Annotated in this window: 14 protein-coding genes and 1 tRNA gene; 5 read left to right on the top strand and 10 right to left on the bottom strand. The window is 60.3% G+C overall.

Going from position 1 to position 14,741, the window contains the following annotated elements; translation table 11 throughout:
* The 4 genes from FHT77_RS09985 to FHT77_RS09970 form a co-directional block, all read left to right on the top strand.
* Positions 1-609, top strand: a 609-nt coding sequence (locus FHT77_RS09985) for a zinc-binding dehydrogenase (RefSeq protein WP_183754742.1), incomplete at its 5' end; no start/stop codon positions are given.
* A 325-nt stretch (positions 610-934) separates the two neighbouring features.
* Positions 935-1,249 carry a MocE family 2Fe-2S type ferredoxin gene (locus FHT77_RS09980; RefSeq protein ID WP_114713079.1) on the top strand — a complete coding sequence of 105 codons (315 nt, stop codon included), beginning with the start codon at positions 935-937 and terminating at the stop codon, positions 1,247-1,249.
* A gap of 6 nt (positions 1,250-1,255) precedes the next feature.
* The gene (locus FHT77_RS09975; protein WP_183754740.1) at positions 1,256-2,479 is read left to right on the top strand and encodes an NAD(P)/FAD-dependent oxidoreductase; all 1,224 of its coding nucleotides are present in this window, start codon (positions 1,256-1,258) and stop codon (positions 2,477-2,479) included.
* A 37-nt stretch (positions 2,480-2,516) separates the two neighbouring features.
* A complete protein-coding gene (locus FHT77_RS09970) occupies positions 2,517-3,518 on the top strand; it encodes a Gfo/Idh/MocA family oxidoreductase (protein WP_183754738.1) in 1,002 nt (333 codons plus the stop codon).
* A gap of 608 nt (positions 3,519-4,126) precedes the next feature.
* Here the strand turns inward: FHT77_RS09970 and FHT77_RS09965 are convergent.
* The 4 genes from FHT77_RS09965 to FHT77_RS09950 all read right to left on the bottom strand — a co-directional run bounded on the left by FHT77_RS09965 (position 4,127) and on the right by FHT77_RS09950 (position 6,683).
* Positions 4,127-4,360: a hypothetical protein gene (locus tag FHT77_RS09965; RefSeq protein ID WP_183754736.1), complete on the bottom strand. Its 234-nt coding sequence runs from the start codon at positions 4,358-4,360 to the stop codon at positions 4,127-4,129.
* Positions 4,361-4,562: 202 nt separating this feature from the next.
* On the bottom strand, positions 4,563-5,159 hold the full coding sequence (locus FHT77_RS09960) for a BA14K family protein (protein WP_183754734.1): 597 nt from the start codon (positions 5,157-5,159) through the stop codon (positions 4,563-4,565).
* Positions 5,160-5,301: 142 nt separating this feature from the next.
* Positions 5,302-6,162 (bottom strand): DUF1236 domain-containing protein, encoded by an 861-nt coding sequence (locus tag FHT77_RS09955; protein WP_183754732.1) that lies wholly within the window; start codon positions 6,160-6,162, stop codon positions 5,302-5,304.
* Positions 6,163-6,284: 122 nt separating this feature from the next.
* Entirely contained in the window at positions 6,285-6,683 is a 399-nt protein-coding gene (locus FHT77_RS09950) for a DUF1236 domain-containing protein (RefSeq protein WP_114713085.1), read from the bottom strand.
* A gap of 299 nt (positions 6,684-6,982) precedes the next feature.
* Here FHT77_RS09950 and FHT77_RS09945 point away from each other — a divergent pair, with 299 nt between their 5' ends.
* Entirely contained in the window at positions 6,983-8,773 is a 1,791-nt protein-coding gene (locus FHT77_RS09945) for a glycoside hydrolase family 15 protein (RefSeq protein WP_183754730.1), read from the top strand.
* 155 nt (positions 8,774-8,928) lie between these two features.
* On the opposite strand, the gene FHT77_RS09940 is transcribed toward FHT77_RS09945, so the two are convergent.
* From FHT77_RS09940 to FHT77_RS09915, 6 genes are all read right to left on the bottom strand, one after another.
* Positions 8,929-9,004, bottom strand: a tRNA-Lys gene (locus FHT77_RS09940).
* Positions 9,005-9,128: 124 nt separating this feature from the next.
* Positions 9,129-10,040: a PhzF family phenazine biosynthesis protein gene (locus FHT77_RS09935; RefSeq protein WP_183754728.1), complete on the bottom strand. Its 912-nt coding sequence runs from the start codon at positions 10,038-10,040 to the stop codon at positions 9,129-9,131.
* Between the two features lie 66 nt (positions 10,041-10,106).
* The gene (locus tag FHT77_RS09930; RefSeq protein WP_183754726.1) at positions 10,107-10,853 is read right to left on the bottom strand and encodes an NUDIX hydrolase; all 747 of its coding nucleotides are present in this window, start codon (positions 10,851-10,853) and stop codon (positions 10,107-10,109) included.
* Positions 10,850-11,959 carry an endonuclease/exonuclease/phosphatase family protein gene (locus FHT77_RS09925; RefSeq protein WP_183754724.1) on the bottom strand — a complete coding sequence of 370 codons (1,110 nt, stop codon included), beginning with the start codon at positions 11,957-11,959 and terminating at the stop codon, positions 10,850-10,852. The genes FHT77_RS09930 and FHT77_RS09925 overlap by 4 nt, the downstream gene beginning before the upstream one ends.
* 68 nt (positions 11,960-12,027) lie before the next feature.
* Positions 12,028-13,056 (bottom strand): ABC transporter ATP-binding protein, encoded by a 1,029-nt coding sequence (locus FHT77_RS09920; protein ID WP_183754722.1) that lies wholly within the window; start codon positions 13,054-13,056, stop codon positions 12,028-12,030.
* Entirely contained in the window at positions 13,044-14,738 is a 1,695-nt protein-coding gene (locus FHT77_RS09915) for an ABC transporter permease (protein ID WP_183754720.1), read from the bottom strand. Before FHT77_RS09915 ends, FHT77_RS09920 begins: the two co-directional genes overlap by 13 nt.
* Positions 14,739-14,741 lie beyond the last annotated feature (3 nt).

The raw sequence follows: 14,741 nt of genomic DNA, 5'->3' as shown, positions 1-14,741 counted from the left end.
GGCATCGGCGCCGTCATCAACACCGCCAAGGTGGAGATCGGCGCAACCGCCATCGTCTTCGGGCTTGGCGGCATCGGCCTCAACGTCATCCAGGGCCTCAGGCTCGCCGGCGCCGACATGATCATCGGCGTTGATCTGAACAACGACAAGAAGGCCTGGGGCGAGCGCTTCGGCATGACGCATTTCGTCAACCCGAAGGAAGTCGGCGACGACATCGTGCCCTATCTCGTCAACATGACGAAGCGTGGCGCCGACCAGATCGGCGGCGCCGACTATACCTTCGACTGCACCGGCAACACCAAGGTGATGCGCCAGGCGCTGGAAGCCTCGCATCGCGGCTGGGGCAAGTCGGTGGTCATCGGCGTTGCCGGCGCCGGCCAGGAGATCTCCACCCGGCCGTTCCAGCTGGTCACCGGTCGCTCCTGGATGGGCACCGCGTTCGGCGGCGCCCGCGGCCGCACCGACGTGCCGAAGATCGTCGACTGGTACATGCAGGGCAAGATCGAGATCGATCCGATGATCACCCACACCATGCCGCTGGAAGACATCAACAAGGGCTTCGAGCTCATGCATTCCGGCGAAAGCATCAGAAGCGTGGTACTCTATTGAGGCGAGGACGACGCTCGGAGTCCAGAGACTGAGCTTCACTCAAGAAGGTCCGCCAGCGCAGCACCTGCAGCAGTGGCGGCCCTAGCTATCGCGGGCGCGGATGTAGGTCATCCGGGCCGCGCCAGCAACGGCGGCGCGGCAGCTACCCGCAAACCGGCCGCTTTCGCGACTGAATGAAGTCTTTTCATCAGGTGTAAATCTCTCTCCGCACTAAGCTCTCCTGTGCACACCACCGGCACTTGAGGTTTTTTGATCATTTTTTCTGCCGCGCCGAACGCCGTTTTGGCCTAGCCTCAATCAAGCAATACAAGCTTGGGAGGATCAGATGAGCGCGTGGATCAAGGCCTGTGAAATCGATGACATCGACAATGAGGACGTCATCCGTTTCGATCACGAAGGCAAGACCTTCGCGATCTATCGGAGCCCCGACGACAGCTTCTATGCAACGGACGGGATGTGCTCTCACGAAAAGGTGCATCTCGCCGAGGGATTGGTGATGGACAACATCATCGAGTGTCCAAAACACAATGGCAGGTTCGACTACCGCACCGGCGAGGCACGCGGAGCCCCCGTGTGCGTCAACCTCAGGACCTACCGGACAAAGGTCGAAGACGGCAACGTCTACCTTGGCCTGGAGTGAGGAGCCATGGAAGAGTTTGTCATTGTCGGTGGCGGCCAGTGCGGCGCAAGAGCAGCGCTTGCGCTACGCGATCAAGGATTTGATGGTGGCATCACGCTGATCGGCGAGGAACGGCACCTTCCCTACGAGCGTCCACCCTTGTCGAAGGAACATCTGATGTCACCGGAGGGTATCGAACCTCCCTTCGTCGTCACCGGTAGCGTGCTTGCGGAGCGGAAGATAGCGACGGTGACTGGCGATGCTGCCGTCGGATTGGATCGCCAGGGTCGGTCGGTGGAACTGGCAAGCGGACGCCGTGTTTGCTACGACAAACTGCTGCTCGCAACCGGTTCGTCCCCGCGAAAGCTCTCCTCTGTGGAAGGCATGGAGCATGTCTTCTATCTGCGCACACACGACGATGCCCAGCGCCTGTCGCGACGTCTTGTCCCTGGAGGCCATCTGGCGATCATCGGCGCAGGCTTCATCGGCCTGGAGTTGGCTGCAGCGGCGAGGCAAAGAGGCCTCGAAGTCACGGTTATCGAAGCGCTGCCGCGCATCCTCATGCGAGCGGTACCGGAAGCCATCGCAGCACGCGTCCATGCGCTCCACCAGGCCCATGGCGTACGCATCCTTTGCGGTACAAGCGCGGGGCAGATCGCGCCGCACGACACTGGCATCACCCTGTCCCTGGATGACGGCGAAATCCTCGATGCAACGACCCTGGTCGTCGGCATCGGTGCCGAACCTCGCTGCGAACTCGCACACCATGCCGGCCTCTCGGTCGAGAACGGCATCGCCGTCAACGCCACGCTGCAGACAAGCGATCCAGCCATCTATGCCGCTGGCGATTGCTGCTCGTTCCCTTACGGAGACAAGAGGATCCGCCTGGAAGCATGGCGCAACGCCCAAGACCAAGGGGCGCATGCATCCGCCAATATGCTGGGCGCGGAAAGACCCTACGAAGTTGTTCCCTGGTTCTGGTCCGATCAATACGACTTCTCGCTTCAGATAGCCGGTCTCGCCAATGAATCGACGAGCACCATCACTCGGGAGATCGACGAGGAAGCATTGATCTTATTTCATCTCGCTGAAGATCAGCGGATCGTTGCGGCGAGTGGCTGGGCACGGGGCAACCGGATTGCACGAGATATCAAGGTGGCCGAGATGTTGATCGCACAGCGCGCCAAGCCCGCACCGAGCGCGTTATCGTCGCCTGCAATGAGCTTGAAATCTTTGCTATCCCGGTCATAGACTTTCCGGAGTTGGCGACTTTCGAATGGGAGAGGCAATGAAAGAGCTCCGGATCGGTATCATCGGAACCGGCGTCATGGGTGCCGATCATGCAACGATCCTGGCCGATGGTGTCGCGAACGCGAGGCTTGTCGCGGTGCAGGATTTTGATCGCGGCCGCGCTGAAAAGGTCGCCGCATCCCTTGGTGTGCGCGCCATCGCAGATGCGGACGCCTTGATCAGCGATCCCAACGTGGATGCCGTGATGGTCTGCTCGCCGGATGGCACTCATGGGGCGCTGGCATTGAAGGCAATTTCGGCGGGAAAACCCGTGCTCGTCGAAAAGCCGCTGGCAGCAAGCCCGGAGGATGCAGAGGCGATCATTCGAGCGGAGGTCGGAGTCGGAAAGCGCCTCGTGCAGGTGGGTTTCATGCGACGGTTCGATGCCGGTTACGTCGAGATGAAACAAGCGCTCGCCTCCGGCGAACTGGGGCGACCACTTTTTCTCCATTGCGTTCACCGGAACGCTGTCGGCCCAGACTACCTCACATCCGAACTGGTGATTGCCAATTCCGCCGGCCACGAGTTCGACATCGCGCGGTACCTCCTCGACGAAGAGATCACCTCAGCAGTCGTCGCCAGCCCACCGGCGACCCGAAATGCCCCGAACAGGCAACCGCAGTTCATTCTGTTGCAAACTGCGTCCGGTGTGGTGGTCGATATCGAGGTCTTCACGGACGCCCAGTATGGATACGATGTGCGGGCAGAGCTCGTCTGCGAGGATGGAACCATCGCGCTGGATCCCAGCCCGGCAACGACGCTGCGTACAAAGGGCCACGACGGCTTCCGGACACCCGCGGATTGGCGGCCGCGGTTCCGGCAAGCCTATCGCGCGCAGTTGGAAGCCTGGACGGCTGGCATCCTCACACAGAGGCCCTCAGGCTCGAGTGCTTGGGATGGCTACATGGCGATGTTGGTGACGAAGGCTTGCCTTCAGGCCTGGAAGACGGGCAATCGTGTTGCCGTGGAACTCCCCGAAAAACCGTCTCTGTATCAGTAACACCACAGGAATCGAAGAAATCGGCTGACGTCCGGCACGTCAGCGCGGGAATGGCGAGGTTGGCCTAGACTTCAACGAGAAAGCCCCGCTTCGCGCGAGGCTCACTCTTATCGGCAGACCGTTCTGTACCGCGTAATGTAGTGGTTGTGGCTTCGGTGCTGATACGGCACCCTCCAGCAAACGTCGCGATAAGCGTAACGCGGTCGGTAGTAGTCACGATACCTCGGTCCCTCTCGGTAATAACGAGGTGGCGGCGGATCGTCATAGTATCGAGAGTCTCCGGAACCGAACTCGAAATAAACACCTTGGGCGTCGGCAGGGGCACTTACCAGAAGTGCTGCGAGGCCGGCCACTGCGATAATCAACCGTTTCATGGTCAGTCTCCTTTCTCTGCAGATTCAACGCGCCATGCCCCCTATGGTTCAGCCGTTTGAGGTCCTATAGGACCTAAGTCCTACAGGCACTCCGGGGAAGGCGGCAGAGAAAAGCCCCGCGGTGTTGGCAGGGCTCTTTAGTATCGCTACATCTCAAAACAACGTGTCTAGGGCGACACGAGCTGAATGGGAAAACGCCGCAGGTCTGCTTCTGTTCTCGACCGTTTCCCGTTGCTACGTCTCCCGGTGCGTGAAGCCTCGCGCCACGTCGATCAGGGCACGCAATTGCATCTGGTCGTGGACGCCCTGACGATAGAACTCGATGATGATGGAAGCGATCCGTTCGGACTCGTCCGAGGACGCCTCGATCCCCTGTTCATTGCGGATATGGTCGAGCACACGATGACAGACTGCCAGATCCTTGGAATGCAACGGCTCGTCGCGGCGGCTGTAGCGTTTGTGGGACATAGTGGTTCCTCCCTCCTCCACAAGCAGAAAGGAGCCCCGCAGGGAAGCGGGGCAGATAACAGGGACATTTGGAAAGGCCAAGGCGCAGTGTGCGAAACGCCTTGGAACTGTGCCTAGAACGCGATGAAAGGCTGTTGGTTCCCGCCGTCTCGTTCTGTCTTAACGCAAAAGAGCGGCAATCGCCGACAGTGCCGGGCGAGGCTTACTGGCTGACAGTTATGATGCTTGAGCCCTCGGGAAACGGCGAGACGCATTCGCGCCTCGGGCCGCCATACGGCTGGTATGTATTGTCATCCGTCCGATAGGACGCATAGTGGCCCGAACACCACACGACATGGTTGGTATTCCCGTTGCTTACCGATACGGTGACCTCCGTGGATGGGGCCGCGAACGGAGAGACGCAGGTGCGGACCTGACCGCTATAGGAGCGATAGGTATCGCTGGCGGGATTGTAGGACCGGTAACGCGACGCGCACCACTGTTCATGATCGTTGCGCAGCGAAGTGTCGCCGGAGTCTACCGACATGCCCTGGGAGGCTGCTTCCGTTACGTGGTCCGTCTTAGGTGGGACGACGGGAGTGATGGGATAGGCTGCGGAGACAAGGGGCGCAACGCGCTCGAACTTTTGGCTCCGAGGATCGACGCGCTCAGGAGTTGAAGTCCAGGGTCCCGCAGTTTCCAGATTGTCCAAGTGTTGTCCTTCGGGCACGGCAAGGATGTATGTGGCAGCAGCCGCGCCGATGAGACAGGCCCCCACCGCCGCGGCAGCGCCGAACAGCACCGTAGCAATCGCTTTCATAGCAGCCTCCCCACCCCCTCGATCCAACTGATTGTGCGACACAATCGAGTTCAGCGAGAAACCCGCCTTCCGGAACTTTGTTCCTCCTCGTCCTGCCTCGCTCGGCGAAAGCCCGGCGGCACTGCGTCGCCGGGCCGGTCATCTATGCCGTCAGGATGTAGACGATCGTGAAGTCGTCCGGATCGACGATGACGATCCGTCCATCAGCAAGGATGAAGAAGCGATAGGCCTTGTACTGCGGCACGACCTCGACGATCCGCGACGGCAACGGCTCAAGGTGGATATGGCGCGGAATGTTTGTGCCGACGGCGACCTCGAAATTCGTCTCCTTGACGCGCTCGACGTGAACTTCCTTGAAGACCTGGCGGATCTCGGTCTGCTGTTCCACTGAAATATTCACGTTCGTCGTGTTGTTCTCGGTCTTCGTTTCCGTTGACGACTTATTGGTGGTCGTCGAATGCTGCTCTGTGTTCGAAGGCTTCGACGCATCACCGCCCTGTGCAGGCTGGTTTTGGACGCTGGTGGTAGAATTGGAATTGGTTTCGGAACCTGAGCCGCTCGAAGACGAGCCGCCCTTGGTGGAAGAGCCGTTGTCATTCGAGGGTTTTGTCTTTGTGGTCGATCCGGCATCGCCAGAACCACTCTGAGATCCCCCCTGACTGCCGGTTGCACCGTTCTCGGAAGGCCTCATCGTCTTGCCGGAGTTTTCACCAGTGGACGATCCGCTTGAACCCTGTTCAGCTGGCTTCAGAGTATCTGATTGGCCTCCGCCCGATCCACTCTGGCCCGAAGCTCGCCCGCCCGAAGACCCGTCGCCTGTCGAGGGTGCGCCGGCGTCCGGTTGCTGCGTCGTGGCGCCGTCGGACTGTGGCTGCGTACCCTGCTGCGAGCTTCCCTTCTTCGGCAGGATCGGGGCGTCCTGGGCGGACGCGGGAACAAAAGCGAGGGGCGAAGTTCCGATCGCCAACGCCGCGACGATGATAGGTAGTGTCTTGCGTTTCATGTTTATTCTCCTTGAACGACAAGGCAGACGCAGCCACACCGATCGCGGCTGCGGCATATTCCCTTGATGTCGTTTGATAGTTGCTGGTGGTGAGCGCAGCGTTGCCGCGCTCTGGACCAGGATCAGTTGATGACCTGGATGACCTTGCGCGATGAAGGCTCGACGATCACACGTTCGTCGTTCACCACGGCGTAGGCGTATTTGGGATTGTCAGGAACAGGTGTCACCACAACGGTCTCCGGAAGCGGCTGGCCGATGACGACCTTCTGCTTGACGACGACCCGTGCCGAAGGCGCAGGCGCCTCACGGACGTAGGTAACCACCTTCTGCGGCGGTGGCTCGAGGATCGCGCCGACAGTCGCTCCGGCGACCCCACCAACGGCTGCGCCAACCGGTCCACCGACGATCGCGCCGGTGACTGCACCGCCTGCCGCGCCGTTGACGGTCGACGACTGCGCGAATGCTACGCCGGACGCTAGGACCAATGCTGCGGCAGCGCCAATCGAATGTTTGATAAGCATGTTTTCCTCCTTGAACAAAGCGACCTCGACGGGCCGCTCGTAAATCCAACGAGGTGGAATCCTGACGGTTCCGTCTACCGGACCTCAGTCCCAGGTGAGCCCGACTTTAGTCCGAGCGACGCTTTCATGCCGGCGAACTGCCAAGGAGAAGGGGTACTTACGCGCGTCTCACTGCTTTCAAACAAACAAATTGCGGGAAGCATGCTGCCAAACCGGCTCCGTCGAAGGACCACTATGTGCACTTGACCCTCCTTCCAGGCCTCTACCTTAGACGAGACCACGAACAAAGGAGATCGGTCGTGCCGGCCCGCATCGAAGACTACGCGCTCATCGGAGACTGTGAGACCGCCGCGCTGGTGTCGAAAGGTGGATCGATCGACTGGCTTTGCTTTCCGCGCTTCGACTCTCCAGCCTGCTTCGCGGCGCTGCTCGGCAGCGACGACAATGGACGGTGGCTGATCCGACCTTCCAGCGAGAACTATGAGGTGACGCGCCGATATGCTGAAGACACACTCGTCTTGGAGACAGAGTTCAGAACGGAGACAGGCAGCGCGGTCATCAAAGACTTCATGCCTCTTCGCGACGGCCGGAGTGATCTGATGCGTATCGTCGAGGGCACGGACGGCACCTTGGCGTTCGACCTGGAGTTCGTTCTTCGCTTTGACTACGGACGAACTGTGCCTTGGGTGACGAGCAGCGAGGATGGCACCCTAACGGCGATCGCAGGCCCGGACAGGCTGACCCTGACATCATCGGTACCCCTGCATGGCGACGAAATGCGGACCGTGGGTTCGTTCTCTGTCTCCGCGGGAGAACAGCAATCCTTCACCCTGACATGGAACCCGTCGCACGTTCCTCGGCCGGTAGCGAGATCGATCCGGGCCGCCTTGGAGGACACCGAAGGCTTCTGGAAATCGTTTGCAAGCACATGCTCGCACGTGGGCGTATGGAAGCCGCTCGTCAAACGGTCGCTGATAACGCTGAAGGCGCTGACCTATATGCCGACAGGCGGTATCGTCGCCGCGGCGACGACGTCCCTCCCCGAACAACTCGGAGGGCCGCGCAACTGGGACTACCGGTATTGCTGGCTTCGGGACGCCACACTTACCCTTTTGGCACTTATGAAGCTTGGGTACTACGAGGAAGCCAGTGGGTGGCGCGATTGGTTGCTGCGCGCTGTCGCGGGTGCCCCGGCGCAGATGCAAATCATGTATGGCGTCGCAGGGGAACGTAACCTGCTGGAGTGGGAGGTTCCCTGGCTGGCGGGCTACGAAGGGTCTCGCCCTGTACGCATCGGCAATGGCGCCGCAGAACAGGTTCAGCTCGACGTCTATGGCGAGGTCGCCGACGCGATGCTGCAGGCACGCAAGGGTGGACTGCCGCCGCATCCGCGCAGTCGACAGCTCAGCGATGCCATCCTCCAATTCCTGGAGAAGATATGGACCGAACCAGACGAAGGGATCTGGGAAGTGCGGGGGCAGCGCCAGCACTTTACCTATTCGAAGGTTATGGCGTGGGTCGCCTTCGACCGCGCGGCCACGACGGCACGCGAAGAAGATAACAGTGAGGCCGCAGCACGTTGGAAAGCCGTCGCCGACCGCATTCATCAGGATGTCTGCGACAAAGCATTCGATCCGGAGCTTGGCTGCTTCGTCCAGGCCTACGGATCAAAAGCCCTCGACGCCAGCCTGTTGCACATTGGGATGGTCGGGTTCCTCCCTCCCGAAGACCCACGTTACATCGCCACTGTCGAGGCGATCGAGCACAAGCTCCTGCGCGATGGTCTGGTCCTTCGCTACGAAACCCGTGAAGTCGACGACGGACTGCCTGCTGGCGAAGGCGCGTTCCTTGCCTGTAGTTTCTGGCTTGTCGATGCACTTGTGCTGATCGGACGCAGGGCCGACGCGCTGCGTCTCTTCGAGCGATTGCTCTCGCTCTGCAATGACGTCGGCCTTCTCTCGGAGGAGTACGATACCCAGGCAAAACGGATGGTGGGAAACTTTCCCCAGGCGTTTAGTCATGTCGGACTTATCAATAGCGCGCTCAATCTCGCACGGGCTGAGGGACCCGCCGAGCAACGGGCCGAATAACCGTCGTTCGCAGTACCGGCTGCACCGCAGGGGAGGAACCGGGCCAGGCCATTTCGACTGGAAGCGGCGGCCGACTTTTTCATGGGAGCTAAATTCCAAAGCCGATAAAAACCAGCTTTAGCTAGTTTCTCTATGTCCTTGTTTAAAGGAGCTTTTGGTGGGTGATGTAGGGCTCGAACCTACGACCCGCTGATTAAGAGTCAGCTGCTCTACCAACTGAGCTAATCACCCGTAACCGCCGTGTTGCGCGGTGTGAGGGGGCGTATAAACATGATCGTTTGGCTTGTCTAGCGCCTGCCTGAAAATTCTTTGGTTAAATGCGAAGATTTTTGCGCATGGCTGAAATGCAATGAAATCAAAGGTCCAGTGTTCCGCTCGCCATCCGCACCGCCTGCCCGCCAATCCGGGCATTCGAGATTGCCCCGCCTTCGACATCCATGTGCAGGTGAATAAAGGACGGCCGGCCCATTTCTACACCCTGCTCAATCGTCAGATCGTGGTGGCCATCCGTCTGGCGGTCGAAATGGTGGATAGCGCCGGAAAGCGCCGCGGCCGCCGACCCCGTGGCCGGATCTTCGACAATCCCCATGCCGCTCGCAAACATCCGCGCGTGGAACTTCGCGACATGGTTCACACCGCCGCGACAATAAACATAGGCCGAGGCGAGCGCCCCATCGACAAAAGGAACGGTCGCTTCCCAAAGCTGTGGGTCGAAATCCATGCGTTGCGCAGCACCAAGGTCGTGCACGGGCACCATCAGGAACGGTACACCGGCACTCCACAACGACGGAACGTGATTTTCAAAGCCGATTTCCGTGGTGTTCAGCGACAGCGCATTGGCAATTCCGAGCTTGTCGAGGGGCATGGTGATCTGCTGCGATTTCCGCGGCAGATCGAATTCGGCGAAACTCGCCTCGCCCTCTCGCAGTCGAACCGCGCACCGTACGGGCCCGACATTTTCCTCCAGCACCGAAACGAGATCGATAGTTGCGTTGCGATGCGCTTGCTCGGCGAGAGCGATGGCCGTTCCGACGGTCGGGTGTCCGGCAAAAGGCAGCTCGCGACCGGGGGTAAAGATACGGATTCGCGCCGTGTAGGCGGGGTTATCCGAAGCCTGCACGAAGACTGTCTCTGAAAGGTTCATTTCCTTCGCGATCGCCTGCATGGCGTCGTCGCTCAGGTCATCGCCATCAAAGATGACGGCGAGCGGGTTTCCGGCGAGTTTGCGGTCGGTAAACACGTCGTAGACACTGTAGCTTCGCGCCACATGGGCCTCCCTGGTCTCGGTCCTCGTTTCGCCAACCTGCCCGACCGGACGACCGAGCGCAAGGCGTTAAGAGCGGGGCTTCTCTCCAAAGTACCAATCGATGACGGGAAGCATCGCGATATTGTAGGGATGCGCCTTCGGGTCAGCGGAAAGGATCGCAACCGCGCCGGCAATTTCCTTGTCGTCGGCAACCAACATGTGTGCGTGGATCTTCGCAATCATTTGATCGGCAGTCAGATCGAAGCGGAAGAGACGCAGCACCGTTACCGTACGCCTGACATGGCTCGCATAGTAGTGATCGCCAGCGTCGGCATCGCTAAGGTCTAGCCCGGTTTCTTCCAATACCTCGCGACGCATGTTGCCATCCACGTCGCAGCGGTTTCCGGAGATGTCTTCAGGTTCCAGCGAACCGGCGGCAAAATATACCTGACCCGGATTGGCCGTATGGTTTCCCATGCGGATTGCCACCAAGGCGCCGTCGGAGGTCTCAAGAACCGGATAGGCGAACAGATGGATGCCGCCCTGCCGATCCGGCTGTCGGCGCCACCACATGAATGTCGAGAATGGGATGACGTGGCCCTCGGCCACCAGGCCACTTTCGGTGAGCGCCAGCCGTTTTTGGAAGACCATGCGGCCATCGAAGAGCGCCGGGTTGGCCGCAGTTTCTCGTTCCCAGTTCTCGCGGATCGCCTCGAGCTCAGCGACATAGAAGGGATGGTCTCCGGCGAGGACGCGAAGATCCAGCCCAGCAATAGGAAATACCGTCTGCTCCGGCGGCCAGCCGGCAAAATCCTCGGAAAAATGCAGGTTCATATCAAATCCAATGTCATGACAACGGGGCAATGGTCGGAGGCCTTCGGCCGGTCCCAGCCGGTGCGGGGATAACGCTCGATCTCCTGGCCGGGTGGGAAGACGGTGCGATAGGGCTGCCCGTGCCGAACGATTTCCGGCAAGCGACCAGCATTCGTTCTGGCGAGGGCCGCCGAGATCCAGATGTAGTCGAGCTGACACAGCCACTGCTCTTGAGGTCCGCGGGCATGGTAGAGCGTCCAGCGATCGAGCGGATCACGGCGACGGACGACGTTCTCGGCAAAACCATCGTGACTGAAGACGTCGAGTGCACTGATGTTCTCGTCCTGATGCTCGAAGCGGTATCCCGTGCGGCGACGCCCGATGACGTCGACGCGCTCCTGATAATCGTTCATGTCACCACATATAACGAAGCGCTTGTCATCGGTATGAGCGTTGAAACGGTCCTCGATGATACGGCGCACGGCGAGTGCTTCGGCCCGGCGCACCGGCATCGTACCGAGCCTGCTATCGACGCCGTTCGTGCGGGGGCCGTCCATCGACTTGAAGTGAACCACGTAGAGTGACAGCGGAACACCGCCGATCTCGAGGTCGAATTCCATGCAGTCGCGCTTGAAGATCTTGTCGTCGATGCGATTGGTCAGCGCCAGCTGGTCGTTGAAGAGTCCCAGATCGCGATAGGTGAGCATCGCGTGGCTTTTGATCTGCTTGAGTTCGATCTTCTGCCCATCGCGTGTTTCTTCCCGCATCAGGACAGCAACGTCGATCCCGCGGCTGTCATTGCCCTCGACGAGGTACTTTTGCCGGTAGCCGTTTCCGACCATCCGGAAGAGGTAACCATATTCGAAGGCTTGGAGCGCCTCCATGTTATCGACTTCCTGCAGGCAGAGAATGTCGGCGTCGGCGTCTGCAATCGCCAGCGCCGTCATCTGTCGGGTATCGTCGGTGGAAGCGATCACCCGCGCCTGCTCGAGCTGCTGATAGACGCCCTCGCTGCGCACTTCGAAAAGCTTGATGACCCGGTCCTGGCGCAGCTGGTTGCGAAAGCCGGTAAAGTCGAAACGCGTCATGAGGTTTTCGACGTTGAAGGTAGCAATGCGAAGCGACATCGAACATTTCCAATTGGCTCTATGCCATTAGTAGTGGCTAAGCCCCGCTTCGGAAAGACGTTTCGAGATCAGAGACGCCAGGCGGCGCGCGCAATGACGCGCACACTTTCGCCGACCTGCAAGCGCTCCCGGTTGAACGCGCGAAGCACCTGCCCGTCGTCAAGCAGCAACTTCAGAGCATAGCGTTCACCTTCGTAGAGGATGGACTCGACGCGTGCCAGAACACCCTCACCCGCGATCAAGACATCCTCCTGGCGCACCAGAACGTCCACCTTTGGCCCATGACTTTCCTCGGCCGAAAACATGGGCGCGAGGGCGCTCCAATCGAAAATCCGGGTGTCACTAGCCGGAGACGACAGCGAGAGAATTGCGCCGCGACCGATCAGCCCGCCAACCAGCCGGCCCTCGGGCCGCGCATAGATTTCCGCGGGCGACGCAGCCTGCAGAAGGCGGCCCTCGGACATGACCGCAACGTCGGTAGCAAGGGCCATCGCCTCGCTCTGATCGTGCGTGACATAGACCATCGTCGCTCCAGAGCGCTGGTGGAACTCACGAAACGTTTCCTCCATCTCCTGTTTCAGGTGTCGGTCGAGATTGGCAAGCGGCTCATCGAGCAGGACGACGTCGGGTGACGACACCAGGCAGCGCGCCAAGGCCACGCGCTGTCGCTGGCCGCCGGAGAGATCGGCGGGGCGCCGCTCGGCATGGTCGGCGAGCCTCACCGTTGCCAGCGCTTCACGAACCCTCCGCCTGTACGTCTCACCGCAGACGCCGCGCACCTTCAGGGGATAGCCGACATTGTCTGCGACGCTCATATGCGGCCACAATGCGTAGGATTGAAACACCATCGCCATGTTGCGCCGTTCCGGTGGCAACGACCGCGACGCGTCTGCGAGCAGCCGCTCGCCAAGATGGATAGAGCCGTCGGTTGGCGCCTCGAAGCCGGCGATCATGCGCAGAACCGTTGTCTTGCCGCAGCCCGACGGTCCGAGTAGTGCCAGGAAGCCGCCGTGGCGGACCTTCAGCGAAAAATCGGCGACCGCCGCGCGCCCGGTACCGAAGTCCTTGGCAAGATGGTTGAGGATCAGTTGCGCCACGGTACGACTCCTCTCGGCAGGCGTTTTGCCATCAGTTCCAGGAGAAGCATCATGAAGATGACCATAAGGACAACGAGCACGGAGAGCGCCGAGGCGAGATCGGAGCTGCCGCTGTCATCGAGATTGTAGATGACAACGCCAAGCGTCTGCGTCCCGGCAGACCACAAAAGCGCGGAAATGGTAAGCTCATTGCAGGCGATCAGGAACACCAGGATCACCGATGCGCCGGTTGCCGGAGCGATCAAAGGCACAATGATATCGGCGAGCCGTCGAAAGAAGCCAGCCCCCGAGAGCCTTGCGGCCTCCTCCAGGGCCGGATCGAGCTGATGAAACGCACTGACGACGGGCTTCAGGCTAACGGCAAAGAAACTGGAGAGATAGGCGATCAGAATGATCCAGATTGTTCCGTACAGCGTCATGTGCAGGATCGGAAGCGGTGCGGCAAACACCAGGATGAAGCACACGGCAATGACGATGCCGGGCAGCGAATATGGAATCTCGATCAGGCTGGAAACGATCCGGCCAAGTAGGTCTTTCCGTCGCGTCAACGCGTAAGCGGTCAGCACGGTCACCAGAAGGAGACATAGTGCCGTTCCGGCCGCGAGGGAGAGCGAGTTTACGAACGCCGTGCGCGTGACCGCTTGCCGGAAGAGAATTTCGTAGAAAGCGCTTGCCGACATCGTCTTGAAGGTCAGCTGCACACCATAGGCCGGCACGAGTGCGCCGGCGAGGAGCGCGAAGAATGGCGCTACCAGCATGACGAAGATGCAGAGCCAGAGCAGTGGCTGCAAAAGGAACTTCCAGGGCCCCAACTCAAAGGCAGCGGTCGCGCCTGAAAGGCCGAGGACGCGGTAATCGCGTCCGCGCAAAGCGCGATCCTGAATGGCAAGCCCGGCAACGGAAATGATTGCGATGATTGCCGAAAGCACCGCGACATCGCCGAATGTCCGGCTGGTGAAGGCGGAAAACTTGGTGAAGATCAGTGTCGGAAGCGTGTAGATCGAAGCCGGTATGCCGAGAATAGCCGGTATGCCGAAGTTGCCGGTGCAGGAAACAAAGGAGATCGCAGCTCCGGCAATGATGCCGGGCAGCGAAAGCGGCAGGATGATGTCGCGGAAAACCCGAAGACTCCCGGCTCCAGCGAGACGCGCCGCCTCGACACCATCGCGCGGCAACGCCATCAGGCCGGCCCGGAGAGCGAGATAGACGAGCGGCGCGTGCTGCACTCCGTAGAGCAGCGAAATACCACCGACCGAATAGAGCGGCTGCGGCGATCCAAGCGGAGGCGCAATGTGCAGAGCCTTCAACAGTGGGCTTGAGGGCCCGGACATCTGCACCCAGGCAAGCGCCGTCACCTGCGGCGGGATCATCATCGGCAGGACGAACAGGAAGCTCAACGCTCCCTTGCCGCTGATATCCGTCAGCGTCAGCAGGAACGCGAAGGCGCAGCCTATGGCCAGTGAAATCAGTGTGCCAAGAATGGCCGTGACGAGCGTGTAGTAGGTCGCCGACCAAAGCGCGGGATCGCTGAGCACCGCGCCGACGCCGCCATTTGCAAGTGACGCAATACCTGTTACCGCGAGCCGCGCCAGCGGCAGCACGCTCAGGACCAGGACAACGATAACGACAAGAGGAAACAGCCAAGCGGGCTGGCTGTTTCCGGGACGAACATATTCGCGCATCTG

The organism is Rhizobium sp. BK181 (genome assembly GCF_014193305.1).
Lineage (GTDB): Bacteria > Pseudomonadota > Alphaproteobacteria > Rhizobiales > Rhizobiaceae > Rhizobium.
Note: the sequence above shows the minus strand (reverse complement) of the source record. Positions and strands in the feature narration are given on the sequence as shown.

Bases quoted from the DNA above. Each gene is read 5' to 3' on its own strand.
- FHT77_RS09955 (WP_183754732.1), bottom strand. From the start codon at position 6,162: ATGAAACGCAAGACACTACCTATCATCGTCGCGGCGTTGGCGATCGGA.
- FHT77_RS09975 (WP_183754740.1), top strand. From the start codon at position 1,256: ATGGAAGAGTTTGTCATTGTCGGTGGCGGCCAGTGCGGCGCAAGAGCA.
- FHT77_RS09930 (WP_183754726.1), bottom strand. From the start codon at position 10,853: ATGAACCTGCATTTTTCCGAGGATTTTGCCGGCTGGCCGCCGGAGCAG.
- FHT77_RS09980 (WP_114713079.1), top strand. From the start codon at position 935: ATGAGCGCGTGGATCAAGGCCTGTGAAATCGATGACATCGACAATGAG.
- FHT77_RS09950 (WP_114713085.1), bottom strand. From the start codon at position 6,683: ATGCTTATCAAACATTCGATTGGCGCTGCCGCAGCATTGGTCCTAGCG.
- FHT77_RS09925 (WP_183754724.1), bottom strand. From the start codon at position 11,959: ATGTCGCTTCGCATTGCTACCTTCAACGTCGAAAACCTCATGACGCGT.
- FHT77_RS09915 (WP_183754720.1), bottom strand. From the start codon at position 14,738: ATGCGCGAATATGTTCGTCCCGGAAACAGCCAGCCCGCTTGGCTGTTT.
- FHT77_RS09965 (WP_183754736.1), bottom strand. From the start codon at position 4,360: ATGTCCCACAAACGCTACAGCCGCCGCGACGAGCCGTTGCATTCCAAG.
- FHT77_RS09960 (WP_183754734.1), bottom strand. From the start codon at position 5,159: ATGAAAGCGATTGCTACGGTGCTGTTCGGCGCTGCCGCGGCGGTGGGG.
- FHT77_RS09970 (WP_183754738.1), top strand. From the start codon at position 2,517: ATGAAAGAGCTCCGGATCGGTATCATCGGAACCGGCGTCATGGGTGCC.